20 protein-coding genes are annotated in these 21,900 nt (G+C 69.7%); 9 read left to right on the top strand and 11 right to left on the bottom strand.

Annotated features, from left to right (window positions below):
- The first annotated feature begins 172 nt into the window (after positions 1 to 172).
- Positions 173 to 1,099, top strand: a complete 927-nt coding sequence (locus MHY20_RS03575) for a class I SAM-dependent methyltransferase (RefSeq protein ID WP_239374850.1) — start codon at positions 173 to 175, stop codon at positions 1,097 to 1,099.
- A gap of 9 nt (positions 1,100 to 1,108) precedes the next feature.
- Here the strand turns inward: MHY20_RS03575 and MHY20_RS03580 are convergent, their stop codons facing one another.
- The gene (locus tag MHY20_RS03580; protein ID WP_239374852.1) at positions 1,109 to 1,801 is read right to left on the bottom strand and encodes a DUF6318 family protein; all 693 of its coding nucleotides are present in this window, start codon (positions 1,799 to 1,801) and stop codon (positions 1,109 to 1,111) included.
- 94 nt (positions 1,802 to 1,895) lie between these two features.
- Here MHY20_RS03580 and MHY20_RS03585 point away from each other — a divergent pair, with 94 nt between their 5' ends.
- From MHY20_RS03585 to MHY20_RS03595, 3 genes are read left to right on the top strand one after another with little or no spacing between them, the layout of a single operon-like run.
- Positions 1,896 to 3,719: an ABC transporter ATP-binding protein gene (locus tag MHY20_RS03585; protein WP_239374854.1), complete on the top strand. Its 1,824-nt coding sequence runs from the start codon at positions 1,896 to 1,898 to the stop codon at positions 3,717 to 3,719.
- A complete protein-coding gene (locus MHY20_RS03590; RefSeq protein ID WP_239374856.1) occupies positions 3,716 to 5,905 on the top strand; it encodes an ABC transporter ATP-binding protein in 2,190 nt (729 codons plus the stop codon). Before MHY20_RS03585 ends, MHY20_RS03590 begins: the two co-directional genes overlap by 4 nt.
- A gap of 3 nt (positions 5,906 to 5,908) precedes the next feature.
- Positions 5,909 to 6,640, top strand: a complete 732-nt coding sequence (locus MHY20_RS03595; protein WP_239374858.1) for an MgtC/SapB family protein — start codon at positions 5,909 to 5,911, stop codon at positions 6,638 to 6,640.
- Between the two features lie 8 nt (positions 6,641 to 6,648).
- Here the strand turns inward: MHY20_RS03595 and MHY20_RS03600 are convergent, their stop codons facing one another.
- The gene (locus MHY20_RS03600) at positions 6,649 to 7,041 is read right to left on the bottom strand and encodes a VOC family protein (RefSeq protein WP_239374861.1); all 393 of its coding nucleotides are present in this window, start codon (positions 7,039 to 7,041) and stop codon (positions 6,649 to 6,651) included.
- 92 nt (positions 7,042 to 7,133) lie between these two features.
- Entirely contained in the window at positions 7,134 to 7,565 is a 432-nt protein-coding gene (locus MHY20_RS03605) for a VOC family protein (protein WP_239374864.1), read from the bottom strand.
- A gap of 315 nt (positions 7,566 to 7,880) precedes the next feature.
- Here MHY20_RS03605 and MHY20_RS03610 point away from each other — a divergent pair, with 315 nt between their 5' ends.
- From MHY20_RS03610 to MHY20_RS03625, 4 genes are all read left to right on the top strand, one after another.
- The gene (locus MHY20_RS03610) at positions 7,881 to 9,566 is read left to right on the top strand and encodes an FAD-binding dehydrogenase (protein WP_239374867.1); all 1,686 of its coding nucleotides are present in this window, start codon (positions 7,881 to 7,883) and stop codon (positions 9,564 to 9,566) included.
- Between the two features lie 90 nt (positions 9,567 to 9,656).
- Complete coding sequence (locus tag MHY20_RS03615; RefSeq protein WP_239374870.1) at positions 9,657 to 10,607, top strand: ABC transporter substrate-binding protein; 951 nt, start codon at positions 9,657 to 9,659, stop codon at positions 10,605 to 10,607.
- Positions 10,608 to 10,679: 72 nt separating this feature from the next.
- Positions 10,680 to 11,645 (top strand): amino acid ABC transporter permease, encoded by a 966-nt coding sequence (locus MHY20_RS03620; protein ID WP_239374873.1) that lies wholly within the window; start codon positions 10,680 to 10,682, stop codon positions 11,643 to 11,645.
- Complete coding sequence (locus MHY20_RS03625; RefSeq protein WP_275436503.1) at positions 11,645 to 12,457, top strand: amino acid ABC transporter ATP-binding protein; 813 nt, start codon at positions 11,645 to 11,647, stop codon at positions 12,455 to 12,457. The genes MHY20_RS03620 and MHY20_RS03625 overlap by 1 nt, the downstream gene beginning before the upstream one ends.
- On the opposite strand, the gene MHY20_RS03630 is transcribed toward MHY20_RS03625, so the two are convergent.
- The 3 genes from MHY20_RS03630 to MHY20_RS03640 are packed head-to-tail and all read right to left on the bottom strand — an operon-like array spanning position 12,438 to position 15,059.
- Positions 12,438 to 13,073, bottom strand: a complete 636-nt coding sequence (locus MHY20_RS03630; protein ID WP_239374876.1) for a GNAT family N-acetyltransferase — start codon at positions 13,071 to 13,073, stop codon at positions 12,438 to 12,440. The genes MHY20_RS03625 and MHY20_RS03630 overlap by 20 nt on opposite strands.
- Complete coding sequence (locus MHY20_RS03635) at positions 13,073 to 14,539, bottom strand: phosphatase domain-containing protein (protein ID WP_239374879.1); 1,467 nt, start codon at positions 14,537 to 14,539, stop codon at positions 13,073 to 13,075. The genes MHY20_RS03630 and MHY20_RS03635 overlap by 1 nt, the downstream gene beginning before the upstream one ends.
- A 37-nt stretch (positions 14,540 to 14,576) precedes the next feature.
- A complete protein-coding gene (locus tag MHY20_RS03640; RefSeq protein ID WP_183376440.1) occupies positions 14,577 to 15,059 on the bottom strand; it encodes a GNAT family N-acetyltransferase in 483 nt (160 codons plus the stop codon).
- Between the two features lie 217 nt (positions 15,060 to 15,276).
- Here MHY20_RS03640 and MHY20_RS03645 point away from each other — a divergent pair, with 217 nt between their 5' ends.
- Positions 15,277 to 15,786 (top strand): protein tyrosine phosphatase, encoded by a 510-nt coding sequence (locus tag MHY20_RS03645; RefSeq protein ID WP_183376442.1) that lies wholly within the window; start codon positions 15,277 to 15,279, stop codon positions 15,784 to 15,786.
- Positions 15,787 to 15,819: 33 nt separating this feature from the next.
- On the opposite strand, the gene MHY20_RS03650 is transcribed toward MHY20_RS03645, so the two are convergent.
- From MHY20_RS03650 to MHY20_RS03670, 5 genes are all read right to left on the bottom strand, one after another.
- Entirely contained in the window at positions 15,820 to 16,698 is an 879-nt protein-coding gene (locus MHY20_RS03650; RefSeq protein WP_239374882.1) for a hypothetical protein, read from the bottom strand.
- 505 nt (positions 16,699 to 17,203) lie between these two features.
- Positions 17,204 to 18,841, bottom strand: coding sequence for a phosphoglucomutase (alpha-D-glucose-1,6-bisphosphate-dependent) (pgm, locus tag MHY20_RS03655; protein ID WP_239374885.1), 1,638 nt, complete (start codon positions 18,839 to 18,841; stop codon positions 17,204 to 17,206).
- Between the two features lie 134 nt (positions 18,842 to 18,975).
- Positions 18,976 to 19,926 (bottom strand): hypothetical protein, encoded by a 951-nt coding sequence (locus tag MHY20_RS03660; RefSeq protein WP_239374888.1) that lies wholly within the window; start codon positions 19,924 to 19,926, stop codon positions 18,976 to 18,978.
- A 124-nt stretch (positions 19,927 to 20,050) separates the two neighbouring features.
- Positions 20,051 to 21,085 carry an inorganic phosphate transporter gene (locus MHY20_RS03665; RefSeq protein WP_183376450.1) on the bottom strand — a complete coding sequence of 345 codons (1,035 nt, stop codon included), beginning with the start codon at positions 21,083 to 21,085 and terminating at the stop codon, positions 20,051 to 20,053.
- Positions 21,082 to 21,786 carry a hypothetical protein gene (locus MHY20_RS03670; RefSeq protein WP_239374890.1) on the bottom strand — a complete coding sequence of 235 codons (705 nt, stop codon included), beginning with the start codon at positions 21,784 to 21,786 and terminating at the stop codon, positions 21,082 to 21,084. Before MHY20_RS03670 ends, MHY20_RS03665 begins: the two co-directional genes overlap by 4 nt.
- Positions 21,787 to 21,900 lie beyond the last annotated feature (114 nt).

Genomic DNA, 21,900 nt, shown 5'->3' on the forward strand with positions numbered 1-21,900 from the left:
GCACGGCCGCTCTTCTCACGCCAGCTTCGCGCCTCTCGCCCGCCCCTTCGGCCGGGACGGGAGGGCAGGAACCGGGCACCCCCTGGGCCGGGACGGGAGGGCAGGAACCGGGCATCCCCTGGGCCGGGGGGGCGCGGGCGCGGACGACCCTGGCATGCGGAATACTGTTGGCATGTCTGAGCGTGAGTCACCGAGGCCTGCCCCGCCGATCTCCCGCCGCGCCGCACCGAAGCTCACCGATGCCCGCAAACGCGAACTCGCCGAGGCGTACCTGACGCAGGGCGCCGCCTACGATGCGCTGCGCCCCGGCTATCCGGACGCGGCCCTCGACCTCCTCGACGCCACCGCCCCAGACTCTTCCCGAGCCGCTGAAAGCCCGGCGCTGAGCCCGAGCCCGGCCGCCGCCCCAGACCCTTCCCGAGCCGCCGGCCCAGCCCTGGACCCCGCAAAGCGCGCGGTCGACCTCGGCGCCGGCACCGGCAAACTCACCACCGCCCTCCTGAACCGCGGCTGGTCCGTGACGGCGGTGGATCCGAGCGCGGCGATGCTTGAGCTCATCTCCGACCCGGCACCCGGCCCCGCCTCCCCGGCCCACTCTGACCGTCCCGCCCTCACCCGCGTCACCGCCCCAGCCGAGGCCACGGGCCTGCCGGACGCGTCCGCCGATCTCGTGGTCGCCGCGCAGGCATGGCACTGGTTCGACTCGGCCGAAGCGACCGGGGAGGTCCTGCGGACCCTCGCGGCCGGCGGCACGCTCGGCCTGATCTGGAACACCCTCGACGTGACGATCCCGTGGGTGCACCGCTACTCCCGGATCATGCACGCCGGGGACATCCTGCGCGAGGGCTTCCGCCCCGAGGTCGGCCCGGGGCTCACACTGACGGGCCAGCACGTCATCACCTGGGAGGATCCGCGCAGCACCGACGAGATGATCCGGCTCGCTCTGACCCGCAGCTATACGGCGACGGCGGGGGAGGAGCGCCGGGCGCGGGTGCTCAGCAACCTCGACTGGTACATCCACGACCACCTGGGCCACGAACCCGGCTCCATGGTCGGCATTCCGTACCGCACGGACCTGTTCCTGTACCGCCGCGCCTGACCCGCCGGGTCACTTCAGCGCGATGCCGGTGACCTTCCAGGCCTTCTTCTCGGTGGAGTACTTCAGCGACACCGTGACCTCGCCCTTCGAGCCGGGGTTCACGTGGCCCTCGTACTGCGGGTCGTCGATGAGGATGGACTTCTTCTCCGTGAACGGCGATGTGACCGTCGCGGTGTGGGAGGCGGTGGGGTCCCCGTCGGCTTTCTTCACTTCGGCCTTCGGGTCGGTGAGGGTGATGTCGCCGCCCACAACCCAGCCGCCCGCCTGGTGCAGCTGCGCGGAGTTCTGCATGAAGGCGCCGCATTCCTTGCATTCGGGGGCGATGATCTCGCCCCACTGGGAGACGTCGCCGGTGGCGATCATCGGCGGATAGGCGGCGAAGAGGTAGTCGGTGGTGGCGAGGGCGCCGGCGTCGGTGGGCTGCGACATGGCGGCGGGCGCGGCGGGCTTCTTCGTGGCGGTCGGCTTCGGCTGGGACGCCGGGTCGACCTTCTTCCGGCCGGCGTTCGGGTCGGCACTGGGGTCCTGCTGGCCGGCCCGCCCGCCCTGGCCGGAGCCGCTCGGGTCAGCGGGGGCCGACGGGTTCTGCTCGCCCGACGGGTCCGCGCCGCCGTTCAGGTTGGAGAAGCCGACGAGGCCCACCGGCACCACGAGGGCGAGGGCGCAGATCAGGATCACGAGGCGCTGGGCTGATTTGCTCACTGCACCACAGTAGCGCCCGCAGGAGCAGGACAGGAGCCCGGGTTCCGCTGCCGGGGGCGTACAGTATCGCGGTGCACAGAATAGAATCAGCGTCATGACGCTCGTCCGACTCATCGCAGCGCACGCCCGTCTGTACCTCTCCTTCGTCATCGCCGTCATCGTCCTGCAGCTGGTCGCTGTGCTGGCGGCCCTGTACCTGCCCACGATCAACGCGGACATCATCGACGACGGCATCGCCCAGGGCGATGTCCCCACCATTTGGCGCCTCGGCGGCTGGATGCTGGCCGTCACGGTGGTGAACATCCTCGCGATGGTGGCGGCCAATTGGTGCGCCGCCCGCGTCGGCATGAGCGTGGGCCGGGACCTGCGCTCCGCGGTGTTCCACCGGGTGCAGGGGTTCTCCCGCCGTGAGATGGGCTCCTTCTCCACGGCGTCGCTGATCACGCGGTCCACGAACGATGCGCAGCAGGTGCAGATGCTCGTGTTCTTCGGCCTGAACTTCATCGTGCAGGCCCCGATCACCGGCATCGGCGGCGTGGTGCTGGCGCTGAACCAGGAGCCCGGGCTCGCGTGGCTGATCGCGGTGATGGTGCCGGTGATGCTGGTCGTGATCGGCGGCATCGTGTGGAAGAGCGTGCCGCTGTTCCGGCAGATGCAGGAGCGGATCGACGAGATCAACCTCGTGCTGCGCGAACAGATCACGGGCATCCGCCCGCTGCGCGCATTCGTCCGCGAGGACTATGAGCGCTCCCGGTTCGAGGAAGCGAACCTCCGCTATGACCGGGTGAACAAGCAGGTGGGCAACCTGATGGTGCTGATCCAGCCGACCATCATGTTCCTGCTGTCGTTCTCCTCCGTGGTGGTGCTGGCGGCGGCGGCCGGCCCCGTGGACCGCGGGGAGATGCAGATCGGGTCGATCACCGCGTTCATCGCGTACCTGATCCAGATCCTCATCGCGGTGATGATGGCGACCTTCATGACGATGATGATTCCGCGGGCGATGGTGTCCGCGGAGCGCATCACGGAGGTGCTGCACACCGAACCGACGGTGCATCTGCCGTCGGCCGACGAGATCGAACGCCCCCTCGACCCGGCCGACGGGACCCGCCAGGCCGACGGATCCGGCCCCGCCGACGGGGCCCGCCCCGCGGACCGGGTCACCCTCGAGTTCGACGACGTCTCCTACACCTTCGACGGCGCCGACCGCCCCGTGCTGAACCGCGTCTCCTTCACCGCCCACGGCGGACAGACGGTCGCGATCATCGGCGGCACCGGCGCCGGCAAGAGCACCCTGCTCGGCGCCATCACCCGCGCGTTCGACGTCACCTCCGGCGCCGTCCGCATCAACGGCGTGGATGTTCGCCGCGCCGACCCCGCGATGATGGACCGCGCCTTCGGGTACGTCCCGCAGCGCCCGTACCTGTTCTCCGGGACTGTGCGCTCCACCGTCGGCTTCGGCCGCGACGGCACAACCGACGAGGACATCTGGCATGCGCTCACCGTGGCGCAGGCTCGGGACTTCGTGGCGGCGATGCCGCAGCAGCTGGACTCGCCGATCTCCCAGGGCGGCACGAACGTGTCCGGTGGGCAGCGGCAGCGCCTGTCGATCGCGCGGGCGCTGGTGGGCCGGCCCCCGATCTACCTGTTCGACGACTCGTTCTCCGCGCTGGACCTGAGCACGGATGCGCGCCTGCGGGCGGCCCTCGAACCGGAGACGCGGGACGCGCTGGTGGTGATCGTGGCGCAGCGCGTCTCCACCATCGTGGACGCGGACCTCATCCTGGTGCTGGACCACGGCGAAGTGGTGGGCCGCGGCACCCACGAGGAGCTCATGGCCGGCAGCGCCACATACCGAGAGATCGTCGAATCCCAGGGCGGGATCGACGGCGCAGGCGAGAGCGAAGAGGTGCGCGCATGAGCGCCGACGAGAAGGACACGACGCGGGGCCTGCGCCCGGGCCAGAAGTCGAAGAACTTCCTCCCCTCGGCGAAGCGGCTGCTCGGACAGATGCGGCCGGAGCGCCCCATGCTGATCGCCGCGATCATCACCGCGGTCGCGTCGGTCGCGCTCGCGGTGGTGGGCCCGAAGATCCTCGGCCGCGCCACGGACATCATCTTCTCCGGTGTGATCTCCAAGCACCTGCCGCCGGGCACCACGAAGCAGCAGGTGATCGAGCAGGCCCGCGCCGCGGGCAACGAGAAGTTCGCGGACATGCTCGGCGGCATGGAGCTGAACCCGGGCCACGGCATCGACTTCTCCGCTCTGTGGGCGGTGCTCGGCCTGGTGACGGCCCTGTATGCGGTGTCCGCGGTGCTGAACTGGCTGCAGGGCATCCTCCTGGTGCGGGTGGCGCTGCGCGTGGTGAAGCGCCTGCGCCGGCAGACGGAGGAGAAGATCCACTCGCTGCCGCTGTCGTACTTCGACCGCACCTCGCGCGGTGATGTGCTCTCGCGCGTCACCAACGACATCGACAACATCCAGCAGACCCTCATCCAGACCATCGGCGGCATCGTCACGAGCCTGCTGACGGTGATCGGCACGATCGCGATGATGCTGTGGATCTCCCCGCTGCTGACTCTGATCGCGATGATCGTGATCCCGCTGGCCGGTGTGATCACCGCGGTGGTGGGCAAGCGCGCCCAGAAGCTGTTCGCTGAGCAGTGGGATGCGACCGGCAAGGTCAACGGCGAGGTGGAGGAGGCGTTCTCCGGCCATGACGTGGTGTCCGTGTTCGGCCGGGAGAAGCAGATCGCCGACGAGTTCGAGCGGGAGAACGCGGAGCTGTTCCGCGCCAGCTTCGGCGCCCAGTTCGTGTCGTCGCTGATCATGCCGCTGATGATGTTCGCGGGGAACCTGTCCTATGTCGCCGTCGCTGTGGTGGGCGGTCTGCGCGTTGTGAGCGGCCAGCTCACCCTCGGTGATGTGCAGGCGTTCATCCAGTACTCGCGGCAGTTCACGCAGCCGCTGAGCCAGCTGGCGTCGATGGCGACGATGCTGCAGTCCGGTGTCGCCTCCGCGGAGCGCGTGTTCGACCTGCTCGACGAGCCCGATGAGATCAGCGACGCCGCCACCGCCGAACTCGCTGCCCGCGCTGCGGTGTCCGCGCCGGCTGCGCCTGCCCCGTCGGCCACCGGCGCCGAGGCGGGGGAGGGGCCGACGGGCTCCACTGCGGTCACCGCCCTGGACGCCGACACTGCCCCCGCCGACCAGGTGGGCCGCGGCCGGGTCGAGTTCCAGCATGTTGCGTTCTCGTACGCGAAGGACCGCCCCCTGATCACGGACCTGTCGCTGACGGCGGAGCCGGGCACCACGGTCGCAATCGTGGGGCCGACGGGTGCCGGCAAGACGACGCTCGTGAACCTCCTGATGCGGTTCTACGAAGTGGATGCGGGCCGGATCCTGTTGGACGGCGTGGACACCCGCGCCCTGACCCGCGCGGACCTGCGCTCGCGCACCGCGATGGTCCTGCAGGACACGTGGCTGTTCGGCGGCACCGTGCGGGAGAACATCCGCTACGGCCGCCTGGATGCGACCGACGCCGAGGTGGAGGCCGCGGCGAAGGCGGCGTGCGCGCACGAGTTCATCATGCAGATGCCCGGCGGGTATGACTCCGTCCTGGAGGATGAGGGAACCACCGTCTCTGCGGGGGAGAAGCAGCTGCTGACGATCGCGAGGGCGTTCCTCGCAGAGCCCGAGCTGCTGATCCTCGACGAAGCCACCTCGAGCGTGGACACGCGCACGGAGGTCCTGGTGCAGGAGGCGATGAGCCGTCTGCGGTCGGGGCGCACCGCGTTCGTGATCGCGCACCGGCTCTCGACGATCCGCGACGCGGACCTGATCCTGGTGATGGAGCACGGTAACATCGTGGAGCAGGGCGACCACGACTCCCTGATGGCCGCCGGTGGGGCATACTCACAGCTGCACCGCTCGCAGTTCGAAGCGCCCGCCGTTGACCTCGACGAGCAGGAGGCCGCCGAGGAGCCCGACCACGGGCCGGCCGGTGACACCGCCGCGGCCGCGGTGCCCGGCAGCGTCGAGGACCCGTCGGCCGGTGGGATCCCGACGCCCGGAGCCGGTCCGGGCCGCGCACCGGAAGGGGACTGAGCCGTGCAGTCACTGGTCGGATTCACCAACAGCACCAGCCTCATCGAGGTGCAGCTGGTGCTGGCCTCGTTCTTCTTCTGCTCCCTGATCGGCATTGAGCGGCAGGTGCGGCAGAAGGCTGCGGGCTACCGCACGAACGTGCTGGTGGGAATGGGCTCGTGCGCGTTCACGCTGATCTCCGCGTACGGCTTCGCGATGGTGCTGGGCAATGATGTGACGCTGGACCCGTCGCGCATCTCAGCGCAGATCGTGTCCGGCATCGGCTTCCTCGGCGCCGGCGTGATCTTCAAGGGCCGCAACGTGGTGCGCGGCCTGACCACCGCCGCGACCGTGTGGGTGTCCGCCGCGGTCGGCATGGCGTGCGGCGCCGGCATGCTCAGCCTCGCCGCCGTGGTGACGTTCCTGCACCTGTTCACCCTGTTCGTGGTCGCGCCGATTGTGAAGCGGATCCCGGACCCGGACCGGAAGCGCCAGCTGTTCGTCTCCTACCGCGACGGTGAGGGCGTTCTGCGGGATGTGCTCGCCACGGCGACCGACATGGGGTTCTCCTCCTCCATCATCTGCTCGCGCCGCATCGATGATCCGAACGGTCGGCGCATCGACATGGACATCCAGTTCCACGGCCAGCGGCCGCAGCAGCACCTGATGGCGCCGCTGATGGAAGTGGATGGGGTGCTGCAGGTCAGCATCGGCACCGACTCCGAGGGCAACCGCGACGACGACGAAGCCGACTGAGCGTCAGCTCAGAGGAGGTCGCCTTCGGCGAGGGCGAGCAGGTTGCCTTCGGTGTCGAAGAACCGCTGGCCACGGCTGCACAGCGCCAGGTGGACCACACCGCCCACCAGTTCGCCGCCGTGGCGGGTGACGGCGTCGGAGGCGGCGTCGAGGTCGTGCACCCCGATCACGAACTGCGGGAAGTTCCACCCCTTATGCCGGTTGTACGGCTGCTGCGTCATGGCGCGGGCGGGGCGCTGCTGGGCGACGCCGTCGATCCCGGGGGAGCCGGGGCCGGTGGTGATGCCGTAGAGGGGGCTGCCGTACCACTCCGTCCAGTCCTCGAAACGCCAGTTGAACAGGGCGGTGTAGAACGCGCTGAGCCGGTCGAGATCGTGTGCGGAGAGGTGGAAGCGGGCCACGCGGTTGATGGAGCTGTTCGGCCTGGGAGCGGGCCGGGGAGGGCATTCACAGGTGTGCGAGGCGTGCTCCGAGCACGGCAGATAGTGGGTCATCACAGGTCCGCTCCCTCAACCAGGATGAGACCGTTGCCGTCCGGGTCGCGCAGGCGCTGGCCCCGCGGGAACGGTTCCACGTCGACCAGATCCCCATCGGGGACGGCCCCGTTTCGGATTGCGATGCGCATCGTCTCCTGAATGCTCTCCACAGCGATCATCAGGTGCGAGAAGTCGATGGCGTCTTCGGGCTCGGACTGGGTCTTGAACAGGTCGTGCCGGGGGATGAGGACTCCGTCGACCCCGGAGGTGCCGCTGCCGGTGCGCACACCGAGACAGGGGACGGTCGAGAACTCGGACCAGTCCTCGAAGGTCCAGCCGAACACTCGGGCGTAGAAATCGGCGAGGATCCGTGGCTCGTCAGCGAGCAGGATGAACCGCGTGACACGGTTATGGGCGTTGCGCGCTGTGCCGGGGTGCGTACTGTTCATGGTGCTCTCGCTTCAGAAGCGGATCGATGGGCGTTGTGTCGATCCTGGCAGAGCCGACCGCCCGTACCCCCTCATTCGACCGCAATGTCCGAAATCGGGGACGCCATTCACGCTGTGGGGCGAGATCGACGATAATCTGTGTCACCCATCCCACACCGGCGGGGCGGTCGTGTCGAGCGCTTCGCACCGATCAGTCGGCGAAACCGCCTGCTCAGGCCATGTGCGGCCCTCAGATCGCGACCAAAGTCCCGATTGGGCGCGCCGTCGGCCCGCGCCGGCCTCCTGCGCCGCCCGCCCCGTTGACAGGAGAGCACCGTGCCCCACCGCCCAGCCAGAGCCCCGCTGCGCGAGCTCACCGCCGACGCCCTGGTCATCGGCCATGGCCTCGCCGGCCTCGCCGCCGCCGCTGAGCTCGCCGACGCCGGCCGCAGCGTGGTCCTCCTCGACCAGGAGGGCGAGCAGGACCTCGGCGGGCAGGCGTTCTGGTCCTTCGGCGGCCTGTTCATGATCGACACTCCCGAACAGCGGCGCCTCGGCGTGCGCGACAGCCCGGAGCTCGCCCACCAGGACTGGATGGGGTCCGCGCAGTTCACCGCCGCGACGCATGATGTCCGTCCTCGGCAGTGGGCCGAGGCGTACCTGCACTTCGCGCACGGTGAGAAGCGCGCCTGGCTGCGCCAGATGGGCCACCGCATCTTCCCCGTGATCGGGTGGGCGGAGCGCGGCGGCACCTCCGCCTCGGGGCACGGCAACTCCGTGCCCCGCTTCCACATCACCTGGGGCACCGGCGAGGGCATCGTAGAGCCGTTCGAACGGCGCGTCCGTCAGCACCGGGAGACCGGCCGCATCCGCTTCGCCCACCGGCACCGGGTGGAGCACCTGGAGGTCTCCGGCCGACGGGTCCTCGGCGCGGCAGGGTCCGTCCTTGCGGCCGACCCTTCCCGCCGCGGCGCGGCCAGCACCCGCGAGGTCATCGGCGAGTTCACCGCCCGCGCGGACGCGGTCGTCCTCGCCACCGGCGGCATCGGCGGAAACCCGGACCTGGTGCGCGCCATGTGGCCCGCGGACCTCGCAGACATGCCCCGTGACCCCGTGATCGGCGTGCCCGCCTACGTGGACGGCTCCGGCCTGCAGGTCGCGGAGGCCGCCGGCGCGCACTGGATCAACAAGCAGCGGATGTGGCACTACACCGAGGGGGTCCGCAACTGGAACCCGATCTGGCCCGGCCACGGCATCCGCATCCTGCCCGGCCCCAGCGCCCTCTGGCTCGACCACACCGGCCACCGGCTCGACGCGCCCGCCTACCCCGGCTTCGACACCCTTGCCACGCTGCGCCAGCTGCGCACCCGGGGCGGTGAGCACTCCTGGTTCATCATGACCCGTGCCATTGCGGAGAAGGAGATCGCACTGTCCGGCAGCGAACAGAACCCGGACATCACCGGGAAGTCCTGGGCGAAGGTCGCCCAGCGCATCAGGCCCGGCGCACCCGACCCGGTGCAGGCGTTCCTCGACCGCGGGGAGGACTTCGTGCAGGCCACCGGCCTGGAGGAGCTGATGGACCTGATGGAGCCGCTGAACGACGGGCCCCTGGACCGCGCCGCGATCACCGCCGCCGTTCATGAGCGCGACAACCAGATGGTGAATCCGTATGCGAAGGATCCGCAGGTGGTGGCGATCCGGGGTGCGCGTCGATTCCTGGGGGATCGGCTCGTGCGCACCGCGTCCCCGCACCGCCTGCTGGATGCGTCGGCCGGCCCGCTGATCGCGATCCGCCTGCACACCCTGCTGCGCAAGACCCTCGGAGGTCTGGAGACCGATCTGGGCGGGCGCGTGCTGGGGGCCGACGGGGCCGTGATCAGCGGGCTCTACGCCGCCGGCGAGGCGAGCGGGTTCGGCGGTGGCGGCATGCACGGACTGAAAGCGCTCGAGGGGACGTTCCTGGGCGGGTGCCTGTTCAGCGGACGTGAATCCGGTCGCTCTGCGGCCCGCGACATCGCCTGATCGGGGCGCGCACTGCATAGACTGCCGACGTAACGAAAAACTATGCCACCAAGTGAATGACTATGTGGCGATCTCGGCAGGAGCGAAGCGGTGCCCCACCCCACCATCACCGGTGCGTCCCCATCGCGCCGCGCCCTCATGCGCGGCCTGATCGGCGCCGCCGTCGGCCTGCCCGCCGCCGGGGCCGTCACCGGCTGCACCACCGCCTCCGTCACCCTCGCGAAGGAGACCAACGCCGTTCCCGAGGTGGACCTCAGCCCCATCGCCGAGGTCCCCGAGATCGCGGCCCTCGTTCCGGAGCACATCCGCTCCAAGGGGACCCTCGTCAACGGCTGCGCCGCGAACTACGCGCCCGGTGAGTTCCTCTCCAACGGCGAACCCGTCGGCTACGACATCGACGTCTTCAACGCCATCGGCCGAGTCCTCGGCATGGGAACCCGCACCGACAACGCCGTGTTCGCCCAGATCATCCCCGCGATCGGGTCGAAGTACGACCTCGGCATGTCCGGCTTCACCATCAACGCCGAGCGCCTCGCCGCAGTCAGCATGATCTCCTACTTCGAAGCCGGCATCTCCTACGCGGTCGCGACCGGCAACCCCTACCGCATTGATCCGTCGGCCCTGTGCGGCACCACCCCCGCGGTCCAGGTGGGCACGTACCAGGAGGAGCTGGTGCGCGCCGCGGACCAGGAGTGCCGCGATGCCGGCGCCGACGGGCTCCGCATCCTCGCCTACGAGTCCAACAACGACGCGGTCACCAACGTGGCCGGGAAGAAGGCGGACATCCTCATCGCCGACTCCCCCGTCACCTCCTACGCCATCGCCCGCTCCCGCGGCACCCTGGAGCAGATCGGGGACATTCAGGAGTCGGCGCTGAACGGGATCGCCGTGGCGAAGTCGGAGCCGGAGTTCGCCGAAGCGGTACGAGCCGCCGTGCAGCACCTCATCGACTCCGGGCACATGCTGCGCATCATGCAGGCGTGGGGCACGGAGTCCGGCATGATCGACACCGCCGAGATCAACCCCGCAGACGCCGGATGACTATGCACCGCCCGGGGCCGCACCACCGGCCCGCAGCCTCCCGACCCGCCACCGACTGGAAGTGACCACCGCATGACCACCCCCGAGCAGGCGCCCGCTGATCGCGCCGGGACCGCCGACGCGATCCCCGGCCGTATCCGCGCCCGCGAAGCAGCCCGCCCCGGCACCTGGATCGCGGCGGTGATCGTCGCACTGATCGCCGCCGGACTGATCAACTTCCTCATCACCAACCCCGTGTTCGAATGGGGCATCGTGGTGCAGTACATCCTGGATGTGAAGATCATCCAGGGCGTGGGCTGGACGCTGCTGCTGACGTTCACCTCGATGCTGCTGGGCACCGTGGTGGCGCTGATCGCCGCGGTCATGCGCCGCTCCGATAACCCGGTGCTGCGCCTGGTGAGCTGGGTGTACATCTTTGTGTTCCGCGGCACCCCCGTGTACACGCAGCTGGTGTTCTGGGGCCTGTTCACGGTGATCGTGCCGAAGATCGCGGTGGGTGTGCCGTTCGGGCCGGAGCTGTTCTCGTTCTCCACCCGCGACTACTTCACCGGGTTCCTCGCCGCCGTCCTCGGCCTCGGCCTGAACGAAGGCGCGTACCTCGCGGAGATCGTCCGCGCGGGCCTGGGGTCGGTGAACCGGGGGCAGACCGAGGCGTCGAAGGCGCTGGGGATGTCGAACTCGCTGATCCTGCGGCGCATCATCGTGCCGCAGGCGATGCGGGTGATCATCCCGCCGCTCGGCAACGAGACGATCGGCATGCTGAAGACCACCTCACTGGTGCTGGCGGTGCCGTTCACCCTGGACCTGACGTTCGCCTCGAACTCGATCTCCACCATGCTGTTCAAGCCGATCCCGCTGCTGATCGTGGCGGCCCTCTGGTACCTCGCGGTCACCAGTGTGCTGATGGTGGGCCAGTTCTACCTGGAGCGGTACTTCGGCCGCGGCTTCGATGACCGTGCCCCCTCCCGCTCGCGGCAGAAGAACATCAACCGCGCGAAGACGACCCCGAAGGACCCCCTGCCCCAGGTGGAGCTGTGATGACTGAGAATCCCAACACCCCCGCTGCGTCCGAGCCGCAGCAGCGCCCCCTGGTGGAGCTGCGCGGCGTCCACAAGGAGTTCGGCTCCCTGCATGTCCTCAAGGGCTGCGACCTGACGGTCCGCGAGGGCGAGGTGACCGTCCTGATCGGCCCGTCCGGCTCCGGCAAGTCCACTCTGCTGCGGTGCGTCAACCAGTTGGAGATCCCCACGGCCGGCGCCGTCTACGTGGACGGCGTGCTGCAGGGCTACCGTGAGCAGCCGCTGGCCGACGGGCGCCTGCAGCGTCTGAAGCCGAAGGAGATCGACGCGCAGCGCTCCCGCATCGGCATGGTGTTCCAGCGCTTCGACCTGTTCCCGCACCGCACTGCCCTGCAGAACGTGATGGAGGCGCCGGTGCACGTGAAGGGCATGCCGAAGGCCCAGGCGCAGGCGCAGGCCCGCGACCTCTTGGCTCGTGTGGGCCTGGCTGAGCGGGCCGATCATTACCCGAGCGAGCTGTCCGGTGGTCAGCAGCAGCGGGTGGCGATTGCGCGTGCGCTGGCGATGGAGCCGGAGGTGATGCTGTTCGATGAGCCCACCTCGGCGCTCGATCCGGAGCTGGTGGCGGAGGTGCTGCAGGTGCTGAAGGACCTCGCGCAGCAGGGCCTGACGATGATCGTGGTGACGCACGAGATCGGTTTCGCCCGCGAGGTCGCCGATTCGCTCGTGTTCATGGACGACGGTCAGATCGTGGAGCAGGGGCCGGCGCGTCAGCTGATCGACGCTCCGCGCTCAGAGCGGCTGAAGGACTTCATCCAGTCGGTTCTGTGAACCGCTTCGCCATCTCGTTGAAGTGCAGGCCGTCCACGAGGGGGCGGTTCGCGCCGAGGGCGGGCGGGAACGCCGTGCGCTTGCCGGTGGTGGTGAAGCCGAGCCGCTCGTACCAGGCCTGCAGTTCGGGTCGGTGGTCGAGGATGTTCAGCACCACGCCGGGGAAGCCGCGTCGGCGGGCCTCGTCCTCCAGGGCGGTGACGAGGGCGCGGCCGATGCCGTGCCCCTGGGCCGACGGGTCCACCGCGAACAGGCCGAGCTCCGGCATGTCGTGGCCGGGGTGCATCTCCAGCATGATGCAGCCGTCGATCGAATCCGCCCTCGCGCCGGTCGTCGCGGATTCGGCCGCGGCCCCGTCGGCGCGGGCCTCCTCGCCGGCCCGCCAGCGGTAGCCGCGCGCCAGGAGCAGGTGCATGGTGGGATCGGCGATGAGGGCACGGACCTCCTCGGCGTTGGTGCGGTCGCCCTCCACGAGGCCCTGCTCGGTGGTCCAGGAGCCCTCGAGCTGCAGCCGATAGGCGCGCACCACCATCGAGGCGATGGCGTCGGCGTCGCTCACCTCGGCGGGCACGATGCGGCCGCGGGGCTGCTCGCCCGCGCCGGCGGTCCCCGCCATCACTTCTCCGTCCTGCCGTCCGGCAGCAGACCCCGGTCGCGCAGGCGCGTCACCAGCCCGAATCCGGTCGCGGAGCTGATCCACGGGATCCGGCGCTCAGCGAGGACGCCGCGGGCCTCGTCGGTGGGCTGGGCTTCGGGGGAGCGGCCATCACCGGCGTCCTCTGCGGCGCGGGCCTCGGCCGTCACCTCGCTGGTGCCGTGCAGGGTGTGGTGGTCCTCTGCGCGCTGCTGATCATCGGCATGATCGGCGCCGTCCTGGGCGTCGTCGCGGATCTGGGCGCGCATCGCCGAGGGGTGCGGCAGCTTCGGAATGAGCGACAGCAGTGAACGGCCCGCGGCACCGACGGCGCGCAGCGGGTGCCGCCCGCCCTCGGCGAGCTGGTGCTGGTCGGTGGACAGTTCGCGGATCAGCACGGCCTTCACGTGGTCCGGGTGGGTCGCCACGAAGTGGGAATACGTCTCGGGGTCGTGCTGGCCGTCGTCACCGATGAGGATCCACTGCATGGTCGGGAACATCTCCGCCAGATTCGCCAGCGATCGGCGCTTGTGCTGCGAACCGGACCGGAAGAACCCGGTGTTGGTGGGGCCCCAGTCGGTCAGCAGCAGCGGGCCCACCGGGTAGCCGTTCTTGAACAGGAAGCGCGCCAGCACCGGTGCCACGTTCCACGCCCCGGTGGACAGATACACGAACGGCAGGCGGGTGCCGGGCGTGGTTGCGCCGATGCCGGGCACGGACCCGGCACCGGGGCCGCGGTCATCGCCCTGCGAGATCGAATAGGTGCGGCGCAGCAGCTGGTACAGCACCGGCATGCCGGGCACCACGCGGCGCGCGGTCTGCTGCACCACGAACGCGTTCCAGGCGGCGAGCAGAGGGCGCGGCAGCAGCGTCACCATGACGGTGTCGTCGATGTCGGAGACCACGCCGAGGCGCTGCTGGGAGTCGTCGATCACCGTGATGGTGGTGGTGACGGTGTTGTCCCGCAGGGCGGGACGCTGCGTCTGGTGGGAGCCCTTCGGGGCAGCCGACGGGTGCGCCGACCGCATCCGGATCTCGTGGATGCCCGGCTCCAGTTCGGCGGGGAGGGTGGCGTCGATGATGCCGGAGCGGTCCGCCACGACGGTGACCGTCTCCACGCCGGACACCGTCGGCAGATCGATCTCGACCGCGTGGTGCGCCATCGGCTGGCCGAGGAAGTTGCGGAAGCCGCGCACCGCGAGACCGCGCATGTCCTGCACCGGTTGGTCGTGGTGGTCGGCGCCGGTGCCGGCGCGGCCGTACAGGACCTTCCCGAGGATCCGCACCTGTGTGAGGGACCCGTAGCCGTCGTACGGCTGCAGGCGCGGTTCGAACCCGGCGCGATCGAGCACACGACCGACCACGCGGTTCTTCGCGTCCTCCAGGCGGGCGGCCCAGAAGGGGCGGACCTCACCGGCGCCGTCAGCGGGAACAGGGGTGGGCGTCATCGTGATGGTCGGGGCGGCGTTCTCTCAGGCAGACGGATCAGAGGGGGCGGGCCATCTTGATCCACGCGGACTTCGGGTCGTCCTCCGAGACGGTCCAGCGGTCACCGGTGTCGGTGAAGCCGAGTGCCTCGTACATCTTCACCGCCGGGTTCGACGGCGACACGTACAGCGTCACCACCGAGGCGCCGTCGTTCGCAGCCCACTCGAACACGGAGTCGGCGAGCTCACGGGCGACACCGGACTTGCGGAAGTCGGCCTGCACCCACATAGCCTGCAGTTCGCGCTCCTCCTCGGGGGAGTCCGCTTCGTGGCGGGTGGTGACAACGCCGATCGGGTCACCCTCTTCGAGGGCGAGGAACCATGCCGATTCGGCGACGCGCTCCTGCCACACCGAGTCGGGGTAGGCGGATTCGGTCTCCCAGGACTGGCCGAAGGCGTAGGGGTCGGCGCTGAGAGCGCGCAGTCGGATCTCGCGGACCCGCGGCCAGTCGGTGTCCTGGGCGTGAATGATCTCCGGCATGGGCGGCCTTCCTGGTGTTCGTGCTGGTCTCTCGTATCCCAGCCAGTGTACGGGAGAAGTCCGCGAGCACCAGGAGTTCCAGGGCCGGCAGGGTCTCTTTTGGGCATCGACTCCGTGAACACCGGACGGCGCCGGGTCGACCGGGGAGGGACGCCGAGGCAACACCGCCGGGACTTGGGGCGTCGCGCGGCGGCGGGGCGTCTGGAACAATGACCGGATGAACAGGTTCCGGGTCCTCACCGTGTGCACGGCGAACGTGTGCCGGTCGCCGGCCGCTGCCGCCGTGCTCGCAGCCGCGGTCGATGAGGCAGGGCTGTCCGACAGTGTCGAGGTCGGGTCCGCCGGCACCACCTGGGAGGCCGAGGGCATGCCGATGGATGATCGGACCGCCGCGGCTCTTCAGCGGGCCGGTCACCGCGCGGACCTGCACGCGGCGCGAACGGTGCACGTCAATGAGCTCGCCCAGTGGGATCTGGTGCTGGCGATGACCCTGAACCATCGCGAAACCCTGCAGCGGCAGGTGGAGGCGGCGCCGGAGCTGTGCGCAGGCACCGAGGTTCGGATGTGGGGAGCGTTCGATCCGGCGATGCCGGAGGGCGCCACCGGCAGTGACCTGGACGTGCCGGACCCGTGGTACGAGGATGATCCGGCGTTCGATGAGATGGTGGCGCGCCTGGAGCGCGCTGTGCCGTCGCTGCTGGACGCGATCCGCAGCCGCCTCGACTGAGCATCCCGCACCGCCCCGGGTGCGGAGCCTGTGCTACTTGCGGCGTGCCCGCAGCGTCATATAGGCCGTGGTGCCGGAGACGAGGAAGCCCAGACCCACGGTGGACAGCATGATCACGCGCACCTGACCGAACCCGTTCTTCTGGGTGGCCCAGGAGTTGATCAACCGGTCGAAGGCATTGCCCTCATCGGTGCTCGGCACCGCCACCACCTCCGACGGTGCGATATCGGCGGTCGTATCGGGGCGCGGCGCCTCAGCCTCTGCGGGCTCCTGCGACGCGGCTGGGGGCTGGCCCGGACCGCCGTCACCCGCGGCGGCGCCCGCCTGGGAGTCGTCCTGATTGCGCTGGAACTCTCCGCTGCGGGCCGCCGGTGCCTGCTCTTCAGCGGCGCGCTGACGGGCCTGCTGCTCCCGCTCCTGCGCAGACAGAGTGCGCTCCGGGCTCGGCTTCACCGCGTCCCCCTGATCGCGGGGCTGACGCTCCGGCCGCGCCTCCTCCGGCTTCTGCTTCGGATTCCGAGTCGGCGCCTCCGGCTGCGGCTCCGCCGTGGGCGTCTTCTCCGGGGCGAGCTTCGTCGGCGTCTCAGTCGGCTTGTCCGTCGGGGACTCGGTGGGCTTGTCGGTCGGCTTTTCGCTCGGCTTTTCGGTGGGGTCCGACGGGGCGGGCTTCGTCGGCGTCTCAGTCGGCTTGTCGGTCGGGTCGGACGGGCTCGGGCTCGGCTTGTCGGTCGGGTCGGACGGGCTCGGGCTCGGCTTGTCGGTCGGGTCGGACGGGCTCGGGCTCGGCTTGTCGGTCGGGTCGGACGGGCTCGGCGTGGGCGTCGGGCTCTCCACCGGGTCGCTGTCCGGGCTGGTCTGCTCATCCGGAGGAGTCGGAGTCGGCGACGGCGACTCGATGGGCTCCGCGGGCACCAGGTCGATCCACGGGATCGAGGTCGGTTCCTCGCCGGCCGTTGAGTCGGAAGTGGACGGCGTCGGGGTTTCCGTAGGCTGTGGCGTCTCCGGTGCGCTCGTTCCTGGACGCTTCTCGTTGTTCCGCCCGCGGTCAGAGTCCCCAGAATCGCTGATCTTCCCGCTCACAGTGGGACCGTCCAGCGCAGTCGAGCGGTTCAACGATGCCTCCACTGCGGCAGCGGGCCGGTGCTCTGCAGGCCCAGGAGCCTCTGCAGAGGCTGTGGTGGGCACGACCAGGGCGCTCAGCGCCGCAGCGGACACAGACACGTGCAAGGCCGCTTTTCGGGTGCGGTGACGCGCAGCATCGTGGTTCATACGAACCCCCTTCGCGCGCGGAACGCACCGATCGTGGACGACTGCTCTACCGCTCCAGCCTAGGGGCTGGGCTCGGACATGTCACGGGGTGATGGTCTCGACCGTGCCTCAGGACACCGCCACCGGCGGCACCCGTCGGCCCCTCCGGTCAGCCCTTCAGCGCCCGATCCACCACGTCCTGCGCCGCGGCCTGCACCTGCTGCAGGTGCTCCTCGCCGCGGAACGACTCGGCGTAGATCTTGTAGATGTCCTCCGTGCCCGACGGGCGCGCAGCGAACCACGCCGACTCGGTCAGCACCTTCACGCCGCCGATCGGGCCGCCCGCCGGAGCCTCAGTCAGCACCGTCTCCACCGGCTCACCCGCCACCTCGGTCGCGGTCACGTCATCCGGCGACAGCTTCTTCAGCTTCGCCTTCGCCTCGCGATCCGCCGGCGCCGACAGGCGACCGTAGGCCGTCTCACCGAACTCCTGAACGAGCCCCAGGTAGTGCTGATGCGGGTTCCTGCCCGTCACCGCGGTGATCTCCGACGCCAGCAGCGCCATGATGATCCCGTCCTTATCGGTGGTCCACACGGAGCCGTCGCGCCGCAGGAACGACGCGCCCGCGCTCTCCTCACCGCCGAAGCCGACGGACGCTTCCAGCAGCCCGGGCACGAACCATTTGAAGCCCACCGGAGTCTCCCGCACCTGACGGCCCAGGCGGCCGCCCACCCGGTCGATCAGCGAGCTGGACACCAGGGTCTTCCCGATCGCCGCCTCCGCCGGCCAGTCCGGTCGGTTCGAGAACAGATAGTCGATCGACACCGCCAGGTAGTGGTTCGGGTTCATCAGCCCGCCGTCCGGGGTGACGATGCCGTGCCGATCCGAATCGGCGTCGTTGCCGGTGGCGATGTCGAACTGGTCCTTCTTCTCCAGCAGCGACGCCATCGCCTGCGGGCTGGAGCAGTCCATCCGGATGATGCCGTCCGCATCCAGGGTCATGAAGCCCCACTGCGGATCCACCTGCGGGTTCACCACCGTCAGATCCAGATCGTGCATCTCCGCGATCTGCGCCCAGTAGTCCACCGCGGCGCCGCCCAGCGGATCCGCGCCGATCCGCACCCCAGCACGGCGGATCGCCTCGATGTCCACCACGTTCGGCAGGTCCTGCACATAGTGGAACAGGTAGTCGTGCTTCTGCGCCGTGTGCAGCGCCTGCGCACGCTGCATCCGCTTCACGTCCTTCAGGCCGCCCGCGATGAGCTCATTGGCGCGGTCCTGGATCCAGCTGGTGGCATCCGTGTCCGCGGGGCCGCCGTGCGGCGGGTTGTACTTGAAGCCGCCGTCGCGCGGCGGGTTGTGGCTCGGGGTGATGACGATCCCGTCGGCCCTCGAAGGATCGCTCGCGCCCTTGCCGCGGTTGTGGGTGAGGATCGCGTGCGACACCGCAGGGGTGGGGGTGTAGGTGCCGAGCGCGTCGATCAGCGCGGTCACGCCGTTGCCGCCCAGCACCTCCAGAGCCGTATCGAACGCCGGCTGGCTGAGTGCGTGCGTATCGCGACCCACGTACACCGGGCCGCGGATGCCCTGCTGGGCGCGGTACTCCACGATAGCCTGCGTGGTCGCGGCGATGTGGTCCTCGTTGAAGGCCGTATCGAACGAACTTCCGCGATGCCCGGAGGTTCCGAAGGCGACCCGCTGATCGGGGTTCTCCGGGTCGGGGTGCTGGTCGAAGTATGCGTCGATGAGGGCTTCGACATCGATGAGGTCGCCTGCTTCGGCGACCCTGCCGGCGCGAGGATGCATTCCACTCTCCCTAGAACGTCAGTGCTCCCTACGGTACCCACCGTCGCCGCCCTACGGTGAGCAGGGTGCACGGTATGAGACGGCCCGGCCCGGTCCCCGCGCAGGGAACCCGACCGGGCCGTCGGATGCTGTGATCAGGCAGCGGCCTTCGAGCGGCCGGCGGCGCGCACGATCATCACGATGATGCCGGCGATCAGCAGGCCCACACCCAGCAGGCCCACACCGATCGCACCGAGCAGGAGGCCACCGGCCCCCATGAACGAGCCGATGCCCACCGGGCCGATCACCATGATGGGCTCCGTGACGCCGGAGCAGGTGACCGTCATGGAGGACCCGTCCACGGAGAAGAACGCCTGCTTCGCGGTGGAGTACTCCACGCCGCCGACCTCGCCGATCGTCTCCGTGTTCGAATCGGTCTGCGGGGCGATATCGTTCCCGTCCTGGTCAACAGCGGTGCAGGATGCGGTGGAGAGGTCCTTGGTGGCCACCGCCGGCATCACCACAGCCATGCCGTCGGTCTTGACCGTGTAGGAGCTCTCGCCGCCGGACACGGCCGAGCCGTTCACCGTGTCACCGGCGAACTGGTCCGCCATGGAACCGATCGAGTTGCCGAACATCACGAGCGACACGATGAACATGGCGATGCTCGCCAGCGTCAGCACACCGCCGATGATCGTCAGGATGATGCCCACCGGCTTCTGCTTCTTGCGCGGGCCGCCCGGGCCGCCCGTCGGCAGGCCGGTTGGGCCCATGCGGTGGTCGGGGTGCGCCGGAGCGTACTGGCCGAACGGCGAGGTGGAGTTCTGTCCGAACTGCGAGGCGGACGACTGGCCGAAGCCGTGGGCCGACGACCCGGCGCCGCTCGCCGGCGCCGAGGACCCGAACTGGGACGCGGACGACTGGCCGAACTGGTGATCCATCGAGCCGGAGAAACCGTCGAAGCCCTCACCGGAGGCCGACGGGTGCGATGCCGACCCGGAGAAGTCCGGCTCACCACCGTTCGCCGACGGCTGGGACGGGCCGGGCAGGCCGAAGGAAGGACGGCGGGACTCGTCGTCCTGGGGGCGGAACTGGTTGCTGGACATGGGCTTCTCCTCAGACAGCGGAACGGGATGCGCAGGCCGCTCACCGGCCGCGCGAACACCGCGAGTCTAGGTGATGCCGACGGCGCCGGCCGTCCTCCGAAAGTAGGGTGAGCGGTCCGCTGGTTCAGACCAACGGTGCCACCAGGCCGGCCCCCAGCAGCGCCGCCAGGAAGCAGAACCCGGGGGTCAGCACCCAGAACGCCGCAATCCGCATGAACAGGCCCCAGTTCACCTGGCGCCTCGACACCGCCATCGCACTTCCCGCGATCGACGACGTGATGGTCTGCGAACTCGACACCGGCACCTGCATACCGAACGCCACCACGTACAGTACGAGCGCCGTGGACGTCTCCGCTGCCAGCCCCTGCGGGGTCGACAGGTCAGTCAGGCGCCGCCCCAGTGTGCGGATGATGCGCTTGGCTCCGGCCAGCGTTCCCAGGGCGAGGAACAACGGCACCGCCACCATCACCAGCAGCGGGACGCGCATCTCCCCGTCTGCCACCACATGATCGATCGGGGTGCCGCCGTGCGCCGCCAGCGCCACCAGGATGATCCCCATCGGCAGGCGGCCGTTGTTGATGCCGTGGCCCAGCGCCACGGTCGACGCTGACAGGGTCTGCAGCAGTCGCAGATGGCGGGTGCGACCGATCTCCCGGCTGGTGAAGGACGCGAGGACGTGCGTCAGCGCGAAGGACAGGGCCATGCCCATCACCGGTGCGAGCAGCAGAGGCGCCACGAAGAGCGCCACCGCCAGTGCATCAACGCTGCGATGGCCGGTGGCGACCATGGCGCCGAGCAGGCCGCCGAAGATCGCATGCCAGGACGACGACGGGATCCCCGCCAGCCACGTGATCACGTTCCACAGGATCGACACCAGCACTGCCGAAGCCAGTACCAGCCCGAAGTGCGGGCCCGCGTTCTCCATGAACGCGGGCAGGCCGGCTATCGACACCAGCGTGGTGTCCACGGTGATGAGGAATGCGACCCCGAGAACCGCGCCGAGGCCGTTGAGGACCGCGGCGATCCGCAGAGCGGTGTGCTCCGGAAGGTTCTTCGTGACGATCGTGGTGGACATGGCGTTCGGGGCGTCGTGGAAGCCGTTCATCCACGCCATCGCGAGCGCACTCGCAATGACGACCCCGAGCATGCCGAGGGTCACGAATCCTTCACCCTCAGCAGGTCGACGGTCTGGGCCACTGCCTGGTGGGCGTGAGCGATCTCCTCCATCGCCGCAATGATCTCCCGCGTGCGCAGAACCCCCAACAGGTCCGGTGTTTCCATGGTGGATGTCGACACGCTGCCCACGTTCGGGGCGCCCTGCGCGGCACGGGCCCCCGCCTGTTCGTTCTCCGGCGGCGAGGGGCGCAGCAGATCAGTCAGGGCACGGCGCAGCAGCTCCTGCACGTGGGTGTCCATGCGGCGCATCTCGTCGTAGAACGTGGACAGCGCCGCCACATCGGACATCTCCCAGGTGGCCTCCACGGTGTGCCCGGCGGCGCGCTCCAGCACCGTCGCCGCATCGAGCAGGCGCGGCGGCAGCGACCCCATGCCGAGGCGCACGGTCAGGTCTGCGGTGCGATGGATCTGCGCCGCCACGTTCGACATCCGGTGCGACAGCTCGTGCAGGACCTCCGCTTCGAACGGAGTGATGAGGGAGACCGCGAGGATGTTCGCGATGCGGCGGGTCACCTTCGCGGCGTCCGCGGCGCCCTTCTCGATCGGTCGGATCAGGACGGGCCGCTCCGAGGGGGCCTCACCGAACGCCCGCGACAGGGCCTCGCTGCTGACCACGAGGATCTGGGAGAGATCGCCGAAGAGGTCGTAGATCGATTTCTGGTGCTTCGGCGCGAACAGACGCATGGAATGTCCAGTCTGCAGTCGGGGCGATGCGGCGCCGCCGGCCACTGCTTCGTGGTGCACGCGCGATGGCGGGGCTCGGCGGAGTGATCGGCGGTCGGGGAGGATGACGTTGAC

Origin of the sequence: Helcobacillus sp. ACRRO (genome assembly GCF_022347125.1) — a bacterium.
GTDB classification, from domain to species: Bacteria; Actinomycetota; Actinomycetes; order Actinomycetales; family Dermabacteraceae; genus Helcobacillus; species Helcobacillus massiliensis.